Genomic DNA, 16,462 nt, shown 5'->3' with positions numbered 1-16,462 from the left:
GTGTGCCTATATTTATAAATATAACAGCAGTCCGTAATATGTAAATCGAAATAACAGGTATTGGTAAACCTACGACAAAAACTTACTTCTCAGTAAACCTTATCGATGTATGTACCATTTTGCTCGATGGCAGTAACATTCTAAAAGATTAGAATTACAAAGCCTTAGGCTTTGTTCCCTACCCAAAACCACTGAAGTTTTGGAGCGATTTTATAAACTTTTTGTCTTAAATTTGAAAAGGCGTGAAGTAGCCAACCGTGAGACAACAGTTAAGCTGTGCTTAATTTTGTGTGAATATTCATTGTTCTTTATTTGTATTAAGTAGTTCGTATTAGTATTTATTTCTACAGGGGTTGAGTGTTAGATAGTGAATGAATCTACAAGCCCAATATTTTATTATATTTGTTCCTTCAATGTAAGTTTTTGTCAATATATCCGATTTTATTTATCCGCCAAAACAATTTTCGTTTTTTTTATTAAGTAATTGTACACAGTTCAAAATTGTTAAACGACTTGCCTTGATTTGATATACTCTTTTTTTAGTGTAAATTAATTTTACAAAAACATACAGAAAATTAATTTTGTATGGTTCTATATGTTGAAGATTGAAAACCAAAAACAGCGACAGTATAATGAATGAGAAAATAGTCTGGAAATGGGTCATACTTGTTTGCTTCCTGCTTACCTGTACCACTACTTTTGCTCAATTTAGGGCACCCAAAATATTAAAACACCCCAAACGAATAAAAGTAAAAAACCTTTATCAACTTAACTCGCGTTACCGCGAAACCAACGTATGTATATCGCCCGATGGCAAGTACCTGTTTTTTATGACAGGGCGCGGAGGGCAGCCTTGGTCAGGCAGACCTTCGCGCCTCTGGAAAGGCAAACTAGAGTACTCTGGTGATATATGGTACTCGCAGAAAATGGGCAAAAAATGGCTGATGCCACGCGCTTTGCCTGCCACTATCAATACCGACAACGGTGAAGATGAACCCAATGTATCTCCCAATGGGCAAAGAGTTTATTTTCAGAGTTGGTACAGTGGCTGGGAGCGCAAGGGAGGCCCTTATTACTCGGCACGTTTGTATGGCAACTACTGGAGCCGTCCCAAAGGTTTGGGGGGAGGCATCAATGCTTTTTTTCAGCGTCGCCAGGAACTGGGGCAAGAGCTGGCCACCGATGGAGCCACTATGTCGGCAGATGGCAAAACTTTTATTGTGGCAGTAGGGCCGTATTCGGGCAATATGAACCTATACATTAGCCGCAAAGGCCGCCGGGGCAGGTGGTCTTTGCTCAAGCGATTGTCTGTAAGCACGATGGGCAACGAACGCTCCCCTACCCTTGCGGCAGATGGCAAAACCCTTTATTTTGCTTCCAGTGGGTACGGGGGGTATGGAGGACTCGACATATTCAAAACTACCATCAACCAAGATGGCAGCCATAGCAAAGTTGTAAACCTGGGTACTCCTTTTAATACCTACCTTGACGACTATGGCTTTACCCTGACCGCCTCAGGTAACGAAGCTTACTTTATCCGTGAAGGCGATATTTACTTTGCCGATACCAAAGACGCCAACCCTGAGCTTAAACCCAATATAGCAACGCTGATGGTAACTGGAGTAGTAAAAAACGGCAAAAACGACAAAAAAATGGGGGTCATCATTACGTTTATGCACGCCCAAACCGGCAGGGTCATTACGCGTACTACCAGCAACTCAGTGACTGGACAATACGCCACAATGCTTCCAATAACCGACCGCAACTTTATTCAAACGGTAAGACAAAAAGGGTTTGAAACTTTTTCCAAAGGTTTTTACCCTCAAATAAACAATGGACTCAACAAGGTAGAGGCCGATATTGTGCTGCAACCCAAGGAGAAAAAAATAATTGCCAAAAAACCACCTACACCTACCAAAGTCACCAAGAAAATAATAAAAAAAGCAGAAGAAGCGGCTGCCGAAACTGGCAGAGCCAATTAATAACTTTATGTTTGTTAACTTTTTTGCCCATGAGAGGTATAATTAATTATACACCTTAGTTAGACACACCGTATTATGAAACTTAATTATTCAAAATATATTACTGCCACACTGATCTTTACATTTGCCTGGCAGGTAGCCCAGGCACAGTTTCAAGTGCCTAAAATTCTGAAACACCCTGGCAAAATCAAGATCAAGGCATTGCACATGCTCAACTCTAAATACCGTGAAACCAACTTGTCTATTTCGCCCGATGGCAAAGCCTTATTTTTTATGTCGGGACGGGGGCAACAAAGCTGGTCTACCCCACGCTACACCCGCTACCGGGGCAAGTGGGAACACGACGGTGATATATGGTACTCGCGCCGGGTAAACGGCAACTGGCGATACCCTACTTGCCTGCCACGCACGGTAAACTCCCGTTCGGGCGAAGACGAACCCAATATATCACCCGATGGGCAAACAGTATACTTTCAGAGTTGGTATGGCGCCTGGGAACGCAAAGGAGGCCCTTATTACAAAGCCAGGCTTAAAGGTACCCGCTGGTCTTTTCCGCAGGGTCTGGGCGAAGGTATCAATCAGTTTTTTAAAGAACGTGCCCTCAAACAAAGGTATAAACGGGGCCCTAACAACTACGCTACCGATGGGGCCACTATGTCGGCAGATGGCAGAACTTTTATTGTAGCAGTGGGGGTGTATAATGGCAAAATGGATTTGTATATCAGCCGCCGCGGACGCTATGGTCGTTGGTCTTATTTACGCCGCCTGTCGGTTAGCACCCGTGGCAATGAACGGTCACCTTTTTTGGCAGCTGATGGCAAGACCTTGTTTTTTGCTTCGGATGGTTATGGAGGTTATGGAGGTTTAGAAATTTTAAAAACAACCATTAACCCTGATGGCAGCCACGGTAAAGTAGTAAACCTGGGGGCGCCGTTCAATACTTACCTCGACGATTATGGTTTTATTATGCCTGCTTCGGGGCAAGATGCTTACTTTGTAAGGCAGGGAGATATTTATTATGCCGATGTAAAAAACGCCAATCCTCAAATCAAACCTTCGGTTACTTTAATGATTTCGGGCATAGTAACCAATGCTTCCACCAAAAGAGGAATGAGTGCCACCATTACTATCAAAGACGCCCGCACCAAACGGGTGATTACTACCGCACGCAGCAACTCTTATACTGGCAAGTATGTAATCATGCTGCCTACCAGTAGCCCCAACTTCACCCAGGAAGTAAAAAAACGAAACTTCAGCAGTTTTAGTAAAAGTTTTAACCCTACGCTCCAAAACGGACTCAACGAAGTAGTATCTAATGTACCCCTGAGTCCAGGTAGCCCCGGTGTAGTAAGCAGTGGCAAGCGTTTGCTCATTACGGGGGTAGTAACCAACGAAAAAACCAAGCGTGGAATGCAGGCTACTATTGTGATAAGAGATACCAAAACCAACAAAATAATCAAACAGGTGCAAAGCAATCCGCTGACTGGGTTATATAAGATAAAACTGCCCGTAAGTAGCCCCAATTTTGTTCAGGAAGTTACTCAAAAAGATTTTGATAGTTTCAACAAGAGTTTTAGCCCTGTCATTAAAACCGGACTCAACCGAGTTGTATCCAACGTGCCCCTTACCCCTAAAGAGGTGGTAGTAGCCAAGCAACTGATGATTGCAGGCATAGTGACCAATGCTTCTACCCAAAAGGGCATGAGCGCCACCGTGACCATCAAAGACTCCAACACCGGAACAGTGATTGCTCAGACCCAAAGTAAAATCAATGGGCAGTATAAGATAAAATTGCCTGCCGACAAACCTTCGTTTGTACAGGTGGTTACCAAAAACAAATTCAGCAAGTTTGACAAAAGCTTTAGCGAGGTGCTAAAGCCAGGCATGAACAAGGTAGTGTCAAATGTGGCACTGCGCCCCGTAGTAATCGTGGTAACAAAAAAAATAGATCAGGAGGCTGCCGCCGAAACCGGAAGGAAATAACCCTGAAAAATGGTGTAAAATAAGGTGAGCAATCCCCTGACGAAACCAAATGTTTTGTCAGGGGATTGTTGTTTCAAAGGGGTTGCCTTGCCTGAAAGCAATGGCTAAGCAAGGCATAAATTTTTAAAAAACTTTGCGAACTTCAACTTTTAAGATTTTATTTGTTGGGCCTATTTACCTTGCTTTATTTAACCTTAAAACAACTGCCTATACAATATACCTTTACTTATCACCATCATTTTTTTAGTAAAAAACAGGTGAAACAATTATTTCACCGCTCATAACAATATATATGAATATGAAGAAATTATGCCAACGTCTGTCTGTTGCTTTTGTATTGCTTACAATCATCAATGCATCATCGGCATACGCATTTAAAGTTTCTTTTGATAAGCACACTTTGGCGAGCACAGCCTTAGCAGCTGATGCCCCATCGTTGCCTTATAAAACACCTGCCGAGTTGCGCAGTGAAACAAAAAATCGGCAAAAACTTGCCCGCAAAAAAGCCCGGATGAAACGCTTTTTGAATAGCCGTATAGGCAAATGGTTGGTTAAACGTGCCATCAAAAAACAAGAACGCAGGCAAAAAAGACAAGCCAAAAGATATGAAAGAAAAAAACAGCGCTGGCTTGCCAAAGGTAAGGACGTTACAAAACTGAAAAAACACAAGAGACGAGGCAATGTTAAAACGGGGCTTTTACTGGTAATTATTGGTGCATTGTTTTTCTTTGCTCTAGGCAAACTAAGTCCTTTCGACATCATAGGTATTGTGTTGGCGTCGTTGGGTCTGCTGCTTATTTTACTCTATTTACTTACTTAATTGTTTGGAAAACAGAAATTTATAGTGTTATTTAATACAGTCTTTTTTTAATCTATTAAACTCTTTTTGTATGCATATCAAAAACTTTTTACGATCTATTACTTTAGGAGCATTGTTGGTGTTTCCTGTGGTAAGTAATGCCCAAAGCCAATTGATGGCAAATGATGAGGCTATGGCAGAAATGCCCGTAACGACTCCGGAAAATGTGGAGTCGGTAAAAACTGAAACAGTAGTGGTAGATGCTCCAGCAAAAAAAGTGGCTACAAAAGCTCCTGTTACCAAACCATTGTCGAAAAAGGAATTGCGTGCCGCCAAAAAAACTGCACGAAAAGCCCGTCGTACAGAAAGAAAAATCAAAAAAGCTAAAAAGTTTTTAAACTCACGTGTAGGCAAGTGGTTGATCAAGAGATCTATTAAAAAAGCCGAAAAACGCAAAAAGAGATACTTGAGAAAAGCCGCCAAAGCAGAAAAAAAAGGCAACAAAAAGCTTCAGGAAAAGTATGAACGCAAAGCCTTAAGTGGCAATATGAAAATTGGGGTAATATTGATCCTGGTTGGACTGATCTTAAGTTTCTTACCCGTGCTCAACATCATTGGTTGGATATTGATTGTGGTAGGTCTTGTATTTATACTACTTGCCCTGTTATAGGCACTGTTTTAATAAAAAGACAAAAGGTGTATTGGAGTCAATTCCAATACACCTTTTTTACTTTAGCACAATACCCACCCAAAAAAATCAACGATTGAACACAGCTAAGGAACCTGGGCTAATACATCGTTTAGTTCTTGGCTCAGCAGCTGAAATTCTTCCTTATGTTTATTTTCAGGATCCTCATTTTTTTCCGCAAACTGAAGATAAGCCAAATATGCCCGTTTCAATTCGGTTTGAACCAAGGTTACCTTGACTTTCTTATGTTTGAGCAAATCAACTAAATAATAAAGTACCCGCCTTAGCATGTATTTTGCTTCCTTTTTACTCCCTAAAACCTCGTATGTATACGCTATATTATTACAGGAAATGATATACACTTGCATAAATGGAATACCCACCCGTATACAATCAAAAAAATGGTTGTTCAATGTCTCAGCCCGGTAAAGCGCCTCTTTGTACCCCAACAAAGCCTCGTTGAAACTTCCTTGGTTAAACAACTCATTAGACACACCTGTTTTGCTCTTCCAATAGTCTTCAATATGTTTTATACAGCTATCACTCATCGCTACTGAAGGTTTTTATTGGCAAAATCCCAGTTCACAATTTCCCAAAAACCCTCTACAAATTTTGGTCGGGCGTTTCGGTAATCGATATAATACGCATGTTCCCAAACATCAAGTGTAAGAATAGGGGTTTTATTTTCGGTAAGTGGAGTATAAGCCTCTTTCATCGGAATAATTTCCAGTTTGCCCTGTTCACCTTGAGCCAACCAAGCCCATCCACAACCAAATAACTTCACTGCAGTTTCGGAAAACTTACTTTTAAAAGCATCAAATGAACCAAAATCGCGGTCAATCATTTTTTTGATCTCTCCTTGTGGAGTTCCTCCTCCATTGGGCGACAAGCAATGCCAAAAAAAACTATGGTTCCAATGTTGAGCCGCATTATTAAATAAACCTAAGTTTTTGTCTTGGTGTGCTTTCTGAATAACTTCTTTGACACCAGCCTCCTCTAAAACAGTTCCTTCTACCATTCCTTTCAGGTTATTGACATAAGCAGCATGGTGTTTTCCGTAATGAAAGTCAAACGTCTCTTCTGAAATAATCGGATTTAACGCGTTTTTGTCATAAGGCAATTCAGGGAGTTTTTGTTCAATATTCATCATTTCTTATTTTTAAGGAACATGATCGCAATAACTGTCCGATTTAGAACATATCCTCTTTACTGACTTTCGTTACTTTTTTCGCCGTAGCTATGGCTACGACTGCAAAAAGTGCCTCAGCCAGCATCGAGTATACGCCCTCAATCTCGACACTTATTTTGAACATTGTTCCTAAGTTTTAAAATTTTAATTGCTTTTTTTAGCTCAGATACCTTAGGAATGGTATAAAAATAAATTTCTATAGTTTAATAAAATATTTTGTTGCTAGACGCGGCAAAAAATTGGCTAATAGCAGCGCTATTCGGCTATTTTTTAACAAAGTATAGCCTCAAAAGATGAGATTAAGAATGTAAATTTATTTTGGTACCATTCCTTAGACAGTTCTTCTGTGGCTTTTGTCATATTCGTCCGCATCAGATTGTTCTGTCTAATATTCCTTTCAATGTTTTTTTTATTCCTTTCCAACAATTGTATTACATATTCCATCAGTAAATACATTGGTTATTTTACAAATGTAATAAAAAATTTTAGACTAGCCTAAATTAAAAATTAGCTTAAGCTAAATAAAATTCACAAAGACCTGTAAAACATTTTAAAATATCACTAAAAAACAAGTCATTACATTCATTCCTCACTCTTTTATTAGGATGATCAATAAAAAAGCCCAAACCGTTTTTACACGATTTGGGCTTTGCCAAGAGAAAAGTTGATCACCAGATTTTATTCCTACCACCTCGCCTCTAAGAAACATTCAAACCAATCAAGGTACAATCATCTACTTGAAAACTATCTCCCCGCCAGTTTTCAAACACTTGATGCAGGGCTTGCTTTTGTGCCAACATAGGCAAATGCTGTACTTTTAACAAAGCATCTTTCAGGCGTTTTTTCAAAAACTTTTTCCCTTGAGGTCCTCCAAACTGGTCTATGTAGCCGTCGGTATACATATAAATCCGGGTATTGGGTTCAAGCCCAATGTCTGACTGCACAAAGGGAATTTCTTTGGGATACATACCAATGGGATTTTTGGTAGGCTTGTGCTCAACCAACTGCCCGTTGTTTACCACAAAAATGCCATTATTGGCTCCGGCAAACTGTACCATTTGCAAGGTTTTGTCAAAAGTGCATACCGACACATCCATCCCATCTTTGGGTTGGTTTTCCTGGTGATCGTTTTTCAAGACATCCTTCATTTTTTGGCGTAAGCCTTCCAATATTTGAGCAGGGGCGATTACCCGTTGATGGTTGACCAATTCGCTCAAATAAGATATGCCTAACATACTCATAAATCCTCCTGGTACCCCGTGCCCGGTACAGTCGGCACACACCACTACTACCTGTTTGCCCAAGTCTGAAAACCAATAAAAATCGCCACTGACAATGCCAGTAGGCTGAAACAAAATAAAATGGGCGGGAAAGTTAACGGTCAACACCTGATCGGTAGGCAGCACTGCATTCTGAATAACTTTAGCATAGTGAATGCTTTGCACAATGCGCTCTTGCTGGGTCTCTATCTCTTCGTTTTTTTCATAAAGTTGTTCTACTGCATCGCGCAAACCTGCCTCGGCCTTGTGGGCAGCACGCGAATAGTAATTGATTAGTAGAGACAATAGTACCAAACAAGAAAGGGCATTATTGATAAACGTAGCACGGGTAAGCCACGGTTTGACTGGGTATACCCCCTGAGCAAAAAAGAACAGCATCACCAAAAAACCTGCAATTATACAAGCCAATAGCAGAAAATGGACACTGTTGCCCCAATGAGGATTAAAAAAACTCAATGCCGCCAGGTAAATAAGCCAAAAATACCAACCTGCTGCTGCGCCCAAAAAGTAAGCTCCCAGCATTTGGTGTACAAACAACTCAAAAAAACCAAAAGCAAAAGCAAGATTATGATACCCCCTTCGGTTGATCACCCAGGCGGTAACAAAGCAAGGCACACTCACCAATACATTGAACCACATCATTTCTGGGTAGCCCTGGGTACCAAAGTACACAATGGCTGACGAATGCGCCAAAATACCTACCGTGTATGCCCACTGAGTAATGCGGAAAAACTTCAGGTTTTGTTCTTTTACGTGGCTGGGGATGAGTTTTTTTAAGAATGTTTTCATGAGTAAATTGTGGTAGTTAGTAGCCCTAACGAGGTTCTTGGTACCCCTTCATAGGCAACAAACAAATTCCTAACCCACTGAAAATAAATATACTACGAATTTATTAGCTATCTATGAACCGAATCTGTTTCTAAATCCTGATTCATCGGGGCAGCTTGCTGTAATGCATATTGTGTTAATCATTGGGCTTGCCAAAATCATTGACAAATATTTTACTTGGCTTATACAAGTATCAACAAAACAACTCCATTGCAAGCACATTGTTTTCAAATGGGGCTACACTTTTTTACAAACAAACATTACAAGGACTATGGTTGCTCCTTTTTTTGGCTAAGCCAAGGTAGCCTTTTGTTCGTTTTCTGATCCGTTTTTTTCTATCCAACCTAACCTGCGGTAAATAAAGCGTACAATGTTTTTGAGCACATACAAATAAATAGTAAGCAACAAAATACTGAGGTGAATGTTGAACAAAAAGAAAGAAAGTGCTGAGGTAACAATGAGCAACGACATATAGCTAAGCAAAGTAATCGCCGATTTAAATTGGGTGTTTTCGAAGGTGTTTTTAAGCCAGCGCTCCAGATAATTGGCAGGGTAAAAAATCATCATTGACAGGCAAAAAAAACACCCAAACAAGAAAATTAAAAACATCGGGGTGACTACATTGTCGCCATTGAGCAAGCCAAGGTAGGTATTGAGTAAAATAAGTGGCCCTACCGTTTCGCCATAAATGGTTTCGTGTTTGTCGCTCTGAAAATCACCTACCACAATGATCCGGTCTTTGACATGTGCCAGAATGTCTTCATCATCCAGGGTAAGTAAAGCATCAAGGTTGTCTACTTTATAGCGGTTTTTCGACACAAATAAATCATAGTTACGCACCTTAAAATCGACAATAAACGACTTAAGTATGCGCTTGCCGCTGAGCCAGTAAAACCATTTACCTTTTTTGAGCGACTGCTTGTGCAAGGTTTCATACATCACCAAAGGCGACGACTTGATGGAGTCGCGGTACAACAAGTTAAACTTCAGGAAAGTATTGTTGGTAGTGGCATAGTCGGCAATGCCCCGTGGAGGTGCTCTAAAAATGGGCAGATCAAGGCTGTCTTTATCTTCTTTAAAATGATAAGATAGTACAATATTTTTCATTTTTGCCAGCTCAGCCCTAAGGGCTACATCAGCTGATGCAGTGTCTCCTGCACACTCGTCTACTGTGGCAGGGTCGGCAAAGAAAATATCACAAATCACAAACTTCTGATTCGAAGGTTTTCGATTGAGTACTTTGAAAAATTTTGCCAGCTTTTTACGATCAGTAATGGCTTGCTTACCTATAGGAAACCCATTGGTGTCCAGTTTCTCAATCATTTGTTTGTCATAGGCCACATCTATAAACATCAGGTCTTTATGATGGGGCTTATCTTCCAGATTGAGTACTATGTTTTTAAAATAAGTAACTCCCTGAATCAAAGGGACCTCATTGCCATGTACAAAAGGTTGATTGAGCAACTGAAATGTAAAATAAATCAACAAAAACGCATTTGTTATAGTTGCGGCCAGTTTTATGCCTGTCGAACGCCTTGATTTTTCCATAAGCCAGATCATTGCACCAAATTTCTTACCTAAACCTGTGATAAGCAATAAAAAGCCCGACAAAAATCAGACAAACAGGCGATAAAAACCAGACAATCATTTTGTCTGAAAAACATGGGACAAAGCAAGGATTATCGCTTGCCAAAAATTGGAATATACTTTTTTTTTCACTTACTTAATGTACATAATGTTTGTCTTAGATACTCAGTTGTTGGGGGTTTTAACCAAAGGAGCTACACACTCAAATACTCTTATTAACCCACAACATAAGCTTTCAATTGGTCTTTGCAGTGCTTTATTGAATCAAAAAACTGATGGCTTACCTATATAAGTAGCAGCAAGTAATTAGCTATATACAAGTAAGGGTAACTCACTCATAATATGGCTGTTACACCTACTCATTAGGTATATTTAATTCTGCCTCGGTACTTAACCTCTAAAACAACACAATAAATAATATGATGTACCAGGCTTCAACCTTATAACAAGATGATACACCAAACAGTTGTTCTTCTGGTATGCTATATGCGCCCCTAAAAATACGAACTGAGAAAATACATTGAGGAATGCAGAATCAACATCAAGAAATGCAACAAGATCAGGCGCCTGTGCCTGTAAAAGATCAGCTTTTGGCAGAAAATAGCCAAATGAAAGAACGCCTTTGGATAGACTCTAATCTTGCCAAGTTTGATGATATACTAAGAAGCAATTACGGCCAACCTCTTGAAACCTTTGCCGATGTAGTTATTTTACACCTGGCAAAACTCACCCAAGCCCTCAAAGGCACCTTTTTTAGCCTCAATACCGATAACCAACTCATCGAAGCCGTGGCAGGATATGCTTGTTTACCCCAAAACAAGACGTTTAAAATAGGTGAAGAACTGATAGGGCAATCAGTAAAAAGCAAGGAAATTATCATTTGGGACGATATCCAAGAGGGCTCGCTGGTATTGACAGGCACCACAGGAAGCATTTCGGGGAGTTGCATAGCAGCAGTACCACTTATATTTAATAATGAGGTATATGGTGCGGTGGAGCTGATGTATTTGAAAAGCATTGAAAAAAAACACCTCGAACTACTGGAGCGGTTGACAAGAAATGTAGCGGCCATGCTCAATAGCATTCAAAACAACCTCAAAACCCAAAAACTACTCAAAGAAGCCCAAAAACTAGAGACTGAACTGATTGCCAGAGAAGAGGCTTTGCGCCAAAACATGGAAGAATTGGTGGCTACTCAGGAAACCCTCGTAAAAAAAGAAGAGGCATTGTCGGGGCGGGTAGAAGCCATCAACCACACCATTTGTTCGATTGAGTTTAACCTGCAAGGTGAGATATTGGATGCCAATCCGCTGTTTTTAGACCTGATGGAATATTCTATTGACGAACTCGTAGGCCAACACCACCAATTGTTTGTAGACAAAGCTTACGCCAACACCCAGGAATACCAGAAGTTTTGGGAGCACTTACGCACGGGCAAAAGTCATAGTGAAGAGTTTAAACGCTTGAGCAAAACAGGCAAAACAGTCTGGCTCAGGGCTACCTACACCCCTATCAAAGACCAGCATGGAGTGGCTTATAAGGTAATAAAGCTGGCCATGAATGTAACCCAGGAAAAAAAGTTGCAGCAAGACATAAGAAACCAGATTGATGCAATAGAACGCTCATCGGCAATGGTAGAATTTGACCTGAATGGCAATATTTTAGACGCCAACCCCTTATTTCTACAACTGATGGGTTACACTAAAGAGGAAGTCATAGGCAAACACCACCAACTCTTTGTAGAGGGGCACTATGCCCAAAGCAAAGCCTACCAACAGTTTTGGCATCGGCTGCGCAATGGTCAGTTCATCGAAGGAGAGTTTAGCCGGGTCAATAAACAGGGAGAAAAAAAGTGGATCAAGGGCATCTATAACCCTATACTTGATGTAAACAACAAACCTTATAAAATAATAAAATATGCCTCTGATGTTACCGATAAAAAAACACTGGAAATACAAAACGAGGCTCAACTAGAAGAGGTAAAAGCAGTAGAAGAAGAGCTACGCCAAAATATGGAGGAACTCATTGCTACCCAAGAAGCCCTGCTACAAAAAGAAGCGGCGCTCTCGGCACGTGCCGAAGCCATCAACCACACCATTTGTTCGATTGAGTTTGACACCAAGGGCAATATCATTACAGCCAACCAAATGTTTTTAGACCTGATGGGCTACCCACTCGAAGAAATACAAGGGCAACACCATCAAATATTTGTAGATACTCAATACGCCCAGTCTCAGGAATATGCCCGTTTCTGGGAGGAGTTGGGACAAGGCAATAGCCACAGTGCAGAGTATATGCGTCGCAACAAAATGGGCAAAGAAGTGTGGCTAAGGGCTACTTATACCCCCATAAAAAACCAGGAAGGCAAGCCCTATAAAGTGATAAAACTGGCCATGGATGTTACCAGAGAAAAACAAATGCGGCAAGACATTACCAACCAAATGACTGCCCTCCAGCGTTCTTCGGCAGTCATAGAGTTTGACCTGTACGGGCACATTCTTGATGCCAATCCGCTGTTTTTGAATATGATGGGCTACACCAATGAAGAAATCAAAGGCAAACATCATAGCATTTTTCTGGAGGTAGGCGAAGCACAAAGCAAAGAATACCAGGAATTTTGGCATCAGTTGCGTCAAGGCAAATTTATAGAAGGAGAGTTTATCCGGATTGACAAAAAAGGGGAGAAAAAATGGATCAAAGGAAACTATAACCCAGTATTGGGGCTCGATGGCAAACCCTATAAAATAGTAAAGTATACCGCCGATATTACTGATAGAAAAACATTGGAAATAGAAAATGAGTTTCAGCTGGAGCAGGTAAGAACCGCAGAAGAAGAGCTGCGCCAAAATATGGAGGAACTGGTCGCCATTCAAGAAGACCTCCGACAAAAAGAAGGGGCACTCTCAGGGCAAGTCAAGGCAATCAATAGTACTGTTAGCTCGGTAGAGTTTAACCTGGAAGGTAAAATACTGCGTGCCAATCAGTTGTTTTTAGACCTGATGGGCTATACCAGCGAAGAGATAATAGACAAACACCACCGCATGTTTGTAGACAAAGAATACGCTCAATCTCACGACTATGCGCTATTTTGGCAAGACTTGCGCAACAATATAAGCCATAGTGCCGAGTACAAACAGCAGGCAAACAACGATAAAGAGCTATGGCTCATGGCTACTTATACCCCAGTAAAAAACAGTGATGGAAAGCCCTACAAAGTAATCATGCTGGCAATGGATGTAACCGAAGAAAAAAACCTTCGGGTAGACCTGGGCAACCAACTTGCCGCCATTGACCGCTCTATGGCGGTGGTAGAGTTTGACCTCGCAGGGCAGGTAATCGATGCCAATCAACAGTTTTTGCAATTGATGGGCTACCAAAAAGAAGAAGTAATACACAAACACCATGGGCTTTTTGTAAGTGCGCAAGACGCCCAAGCTGACGAGTACCAACAGTTTTGGCATCAACTTAAAAACGGAAAAGCCATAGAAGGCGAGTTCATGCAAGTAAACAAAGATGGTGACCCCATCTGGGTAAAGGGTATCTATAACCCTATACTTGATGTAGACAACAAACCTTATAAAATCATCAAGTTTGTATCTGACATTACCGAGAGAAAAAAGCTGGAGTTGCAAAACACCCGACACCTCCAAAAAATTGAACAGTCGCAGCGAGTACTGAAAGAGAACAACGAAGAGCTTGAGGCAATGCAGGAGGTAATGATTCACAAAGAAAAAGAACTCTCCAGCAACCTTGCCGCCATTGACAGTACCATTAGTGCCATTGAATTTGATATGGACGGCAAAATTATCAAAGCCAACCAGTTGTTTTTAAACCTTATGGGGTATACCCAAAACGAAATAAAAGACCAACACCACCAAATATTTACCGAAGAAGCACACACTCAATCTCAGGAATACGCTGATTTTTGGAACATATTACGCCAAGGCAAAAGCCATAGTGCCGAGTTCAAACATATAAGCAAACACGGCAATGAAGTGTGGCTAAGGGCTACCTATACCCCGGTAAAAGATGCGAAAGGTGAACTCTATAAAGTAAAAAAACTGGCGATGGACGTAACCGAAGAAAAGATGCTTCGGCAAAAAAACAGCAATCAACTCAAAGCCATTGACCGCTCTACTGCAGTGGCTGAGTTTGACCTGACAGGTAATATTCTCTACGCCAACGAAATGTTTTTAGACCTGATGGGCTACACCAGTGATGAGCTCCAGGGCAAACATCACCGCATATTTATAGAAAATGCCTACGCTGGCACAACCGAATGTGAAAACTTTTGGCCAACCCTGCAAGGTGGGCAGTTTATAGAAGGGGAATTTTGGCGTATCAACAAAAACGGGGATTCAATATGGATCAAAGGTAGCTACACTCCAGTGCTCGACCTCAATGGCAAGCCTTACAAAGTAGTAAAGTATGGGTACGATATTACCTACCAGAAAAAACTGGAAGATAAACTGAAAGATCAGATTCTGAAGCTCAACGACTACAAGTTTGCCCTGGACTCTGCCGCCATTGTTGCTATTACCGATGTAAAAGGAAAAATTACTTATGTAAATGATAAGTTCTGTAAAAAATCAAAATACAGCCGTGAAGAACTCATTGGGCAAAATCATCGCATCTTAAACTCCGGCTACCACTCCAAAGAGTTTATCAAACATTTATGGAACACCATAGCCAAGGGGCAGGTATGGCGAAGCGAGATAAAAAACAAGGCAAAAGATGGGGAGTTTTACTGGGTAGATACGACCATTATTCCATTTTTAGACAACGACGGCAAACCGTATATGTACCTGGCGATTCGTTTTGACATTAGCAACAGTAAAAAGTTGGAAGAAGAACTCAAAAACCGGGGTTATGAGCTGGAACAAGAACGTAACCGGGTAAAAGTAATCAATGACGAACTGGCTGCCCAAAACGAACTGGTAGCCGACAAAAACAAAAGCATTACTGACAGCATAGAGTATGCCTTGAGGATTCAAGAAGCCATTTTGCCTATTATGTCACAAATAAAGGCTGAGCTACCTAACTCTTTTATTTTGTTTAAACCCAGAGACATTGTCAGTGGTGATTTTTATTGGTTTGCCAATGTAAGGATTCACTCTGACACCCATCCCGAAACAATGATCCAAAAAAGCATCATTGCCGCCATTGATTGTACCGGGCACGGCGTACCGGGTGCTTTTATGAGCATGATAGGAAACCAACTCATGAACGACATTGTCATTAGCAAAAAGGTAACATCGCCTGATAAAATTTTAAATCAACTTAATAAAAAAGTGAGGCAGGTGCTCAAACAAGATGAACTGGACAACCAGGATGGAATGGACATGAATTTGTGTGTGATAGACAAAACAAACCAACTGCTGGAGTTTGCCGGTGCCAAAAATGCTATGATATACATACACAATGGCGAAGTACAAGAGGTAAAGGCAGACCGCACAAGCATAGGTGGGTTTCAAAGCCCCGACTTTAAGACTTTTAGCAAAAAAACAATTCCACTGATTCCAGAAGACGACCAGGTATTTTACTTATGCTCAGACGGGTTCCAGGATCAGATGGGAGGTCCAAACGAACGCAAGTTTATGCGCAGCAGCTTGCGCAAACTTTTGGTAGAAATACACACCCAGCCTATGCACGACCAACAACAGGCAATAAACCAGGTATTTAACAACTGGCTAAGCAGTATAGAACAGCTCGATGATGTGCTGGTGATTGGTTTTAGGGTACCATTAGACTAAGTAAAGCTCCTGAAAAGGCGTACTCGCATCACACATAAAAAAAGGATCAAAGCATCAAAGTATGACAGCGTTTAATCACCGTCATACTTTTGGTTATCAGTGTCTCATCCTCCAAGCAGGCAAAGTACTGGTATGGGTATAGTTTTAATTAACCCAAGTTGCAGTATATAAACTGTAAAAACTTAACTTCCAGCCATTTATACATTTCAGGCACGCACAAACTGGTACTTGAAGCTTGTCGCTTGTACCTCGCAACTTCAATTAATTACTGACCTTTCGCAGTGATTTTTTTTGTTTAGTTGAAAAGAATTACAGTGTTGGTTTACGAGTGCGTCAGCTAGATTCAGCCTTAGTTTGTTGCCGTTAAGAATCT

The 16,462-nt window shown here is 40.9% G+C and carries 9 protein-coding genes; 5 read left to right on the top strand and 4 right to left on the bottom strand.

The features are described from left to right. Nucleotides 1-632 precede the first annotated feature (632 nt). The 4 genes from M23134_RS18140 to M23134_RS18125 all read left to right on the top strand — a co-directional run bounded on the left by M23134_RS18140 (nucleotide 633) and on the right by M23134_RS18125 (nucleotide 5,434). A complete protein-coding gene (locus M23134_RS18140; protein WP_045113813.1) occupies nucleotides 633-1,982 on the top strand; it encodes a TolB family protein in 1,350 nt (449 codons plus the stop codon). A gap of 75 nt (nucleotides 1,983-2,057) precedes the next feature. Next, nucleotides 2,058-3,965, top strand: coding sequence for a TolB-like translocation protein (locus M23134_RS18135; protein ID WP_004156083.1), 1,908 nt, complete (start codon nucleotides 2,058-2,060; stop codon nucleotides 3,963-3,965). 298 nt (nucleotides 3,966-4,263) lie between these two features. After that, nucleotides 4,264-4,785: a cupredoxin domain-containing protein gene (locus M23134_RS18130; RefSeq protein ID WP_045113812.1), complete on the top strand. Its 522-nt coding sequence runs from the start codon at nucleotides 4,264-4,266 to the stop codon at nucleotides 4,783-4,785. 70 nt (nucleotides 4,786-4,855) lie between these two features. Then, nucleotides 4,856-5,434, top strand: a complete 579-nt coding sequence (locus M23134_RS18125; protein ID WP_004156080.1) for a hypothetical protein — start codon at nucleotides 4,856-4,858, stop codon at nucleotides 5,432-5,434. 104 nt (nucleotides 5,435-5,538) lie between these two features. Here M23134_RS18125 and M23134_RS18120 read toward each other — a convergent pair whose 3' ends face one another. From M23134_RS18120 to M23134_RS18105, 4 genes are all read right to left on the bottom strand, one after another. Beyond that, nucleotides 5,539-6,000 carry a hypothetical protein gene (locus tag M23134_RS18120; protein ID WP_004156074.1) on the bottom strand — a complete coding sequence of 154 codons (462 nt, stop codon included), beginning with the start codon at nucleotides 5,998-6,000 and terminating at the stop codon, nucleotides 5,539-5,541. Between the two features lie 2 nt (nucleotides 6,001-6,002). Beyond that, nucleotides 6,003-6,602, bottom strand: coding sequence for a superoxide dismutase (locus M23134_RS18115; RefSeq protein WP_004156073.1), 600 nt, complete (start codon nucleotides 6,600-6,602; stop codon nucleotides 6,003-6,005). Nucleotides 6,603-7,339: 737 nt separating this feature from the next. Beyond that, nucleotides 7,340-8,710: a PP2C family protein-serine/threonine phosphatase gene (locus tag M23134_RS18110; protein ID WP_004156062.1), complete on the bottom strand. Its 1,371-nt coding sequence runs from the start codon at nucleotides 8,708-8,710 to the stop codon at nucleotides 7,340-7,342. A 330-nt stretch (nucleotides 8,711-9,040) separates the two neighbouring features. Beyond that, nucleotides 9,041-10,297, bottom strand: a complete 1,257-nt coding sequence (locus tag M23134_RS18105) for a CHASE2 domain-containing protein (protein ID WP_157558535.1) — start codon at nucleotides 10,295-10,297, stop codon at nucleotides 9,041-9,043. Nucleotides 10,298-10,863: 566 nt separating this feature from the next. On the opposite strand from M23134_RS18105, the gene M23134_RS38420 reads away from it, so the two are divergent. Then, nucleotides 10,864-16,089 carry a PAS domain S-box protein gene (locus M23134_RS38420; RefSeq protein WP_053337322.1) on the top strand — a complete coding sequence of 1,742 codons (5,226 nt, stop codon included), beginning with the start codon at nucleotides 10,864-10,866 and terminating at the stop codon, nucleotides 16,087-16,089. Nucleotides 16,090-16,462 lie beyond the last annotated feature (373 nt).

This window comes from Microscilla marina ATCC 23134, assembly GCF_000169175.1.
In the GTDB taxonomy this organism is placed as follows: domain Bacteria; phylum Bacteroidota; class Bacteroidia; order Cytophagales; family Microscillaceae; genus Microscilla; species Microscilla marina.
The sequence above is the reverse complement of the archived record's forward strand: the minus strand, read 5'-3'. Positions and strand labels throughout refer to the sequence as shown.

What these genes read in the sequence shown, in the direction of transcription:
- M23134_RS18140 (WP_045113813.1), top strand. Translation starts at nt 633, where the DNA reads ATGAATGAGAAAATAGTCTGGAAATGGGTCATACTTGTTTGCTTCCTG.
- M23134_RS18135 (WP_004156083.1), top strand. Translation starts at nt 2,058, where the DNA reads ATGAAACTTAATTATTCAAAATATATTACTGCCACACTGATCTTTACA.
- M23134_RS18130 (WP_045113812.1), top strand. Translation starts at nt 4,264, where the DNA reads ATGAAGAAATTATGCCAACGTCTGTCTGTTGCTTTTGTATTGCTTACA.
- M23134_RS18125 (WP_004156080.1), top strand. Translation starts at nt 4,856, where the DNA reads ATGCATATCAAAAACTTTTTACGATCTATTACTTTAGGAGCATTGTTG.
- M23134_RS18120 (WP_004156074.1), bottom strand. Translation starts at nt 6,000, where the DNA reads ATGAGTGATAGCTGTATAAAACATATTGAAGACTATTGGAAGAGCAAA.
- M23134_RS18115 (WP_004156073.1), bottom strand. Translation starts at nt 6,602, where the DNA reads ATGATGAATATTGAACAAAAACTCCCTGAATTGCCTTATGACAAAAAC.
- M23134_RS18110 (WP_004156062.1), bottom strand. Translation starts at nt 8,710, where the DNA reads ATGAAAACATTCTTAAAAAAACTCATCCCCAGCCACGTAAAAGAACAA.
- M23134_RS18105 (WP_157558535.1), bottom strand. Translation starts at nt 10,297, where the DNA reads ATGGAAAAATCAAGGCGTTCGACAGGCATAAAACTGGCCGCAACTATA.
- M23134_RS38420 (WP_053337322.1), top strand. Translation starts at nt 10,864, where the DNA reads ATGCAGAATCAACATCAAGAAATGCAACAAGATCAGGCGCCTGTGCCT.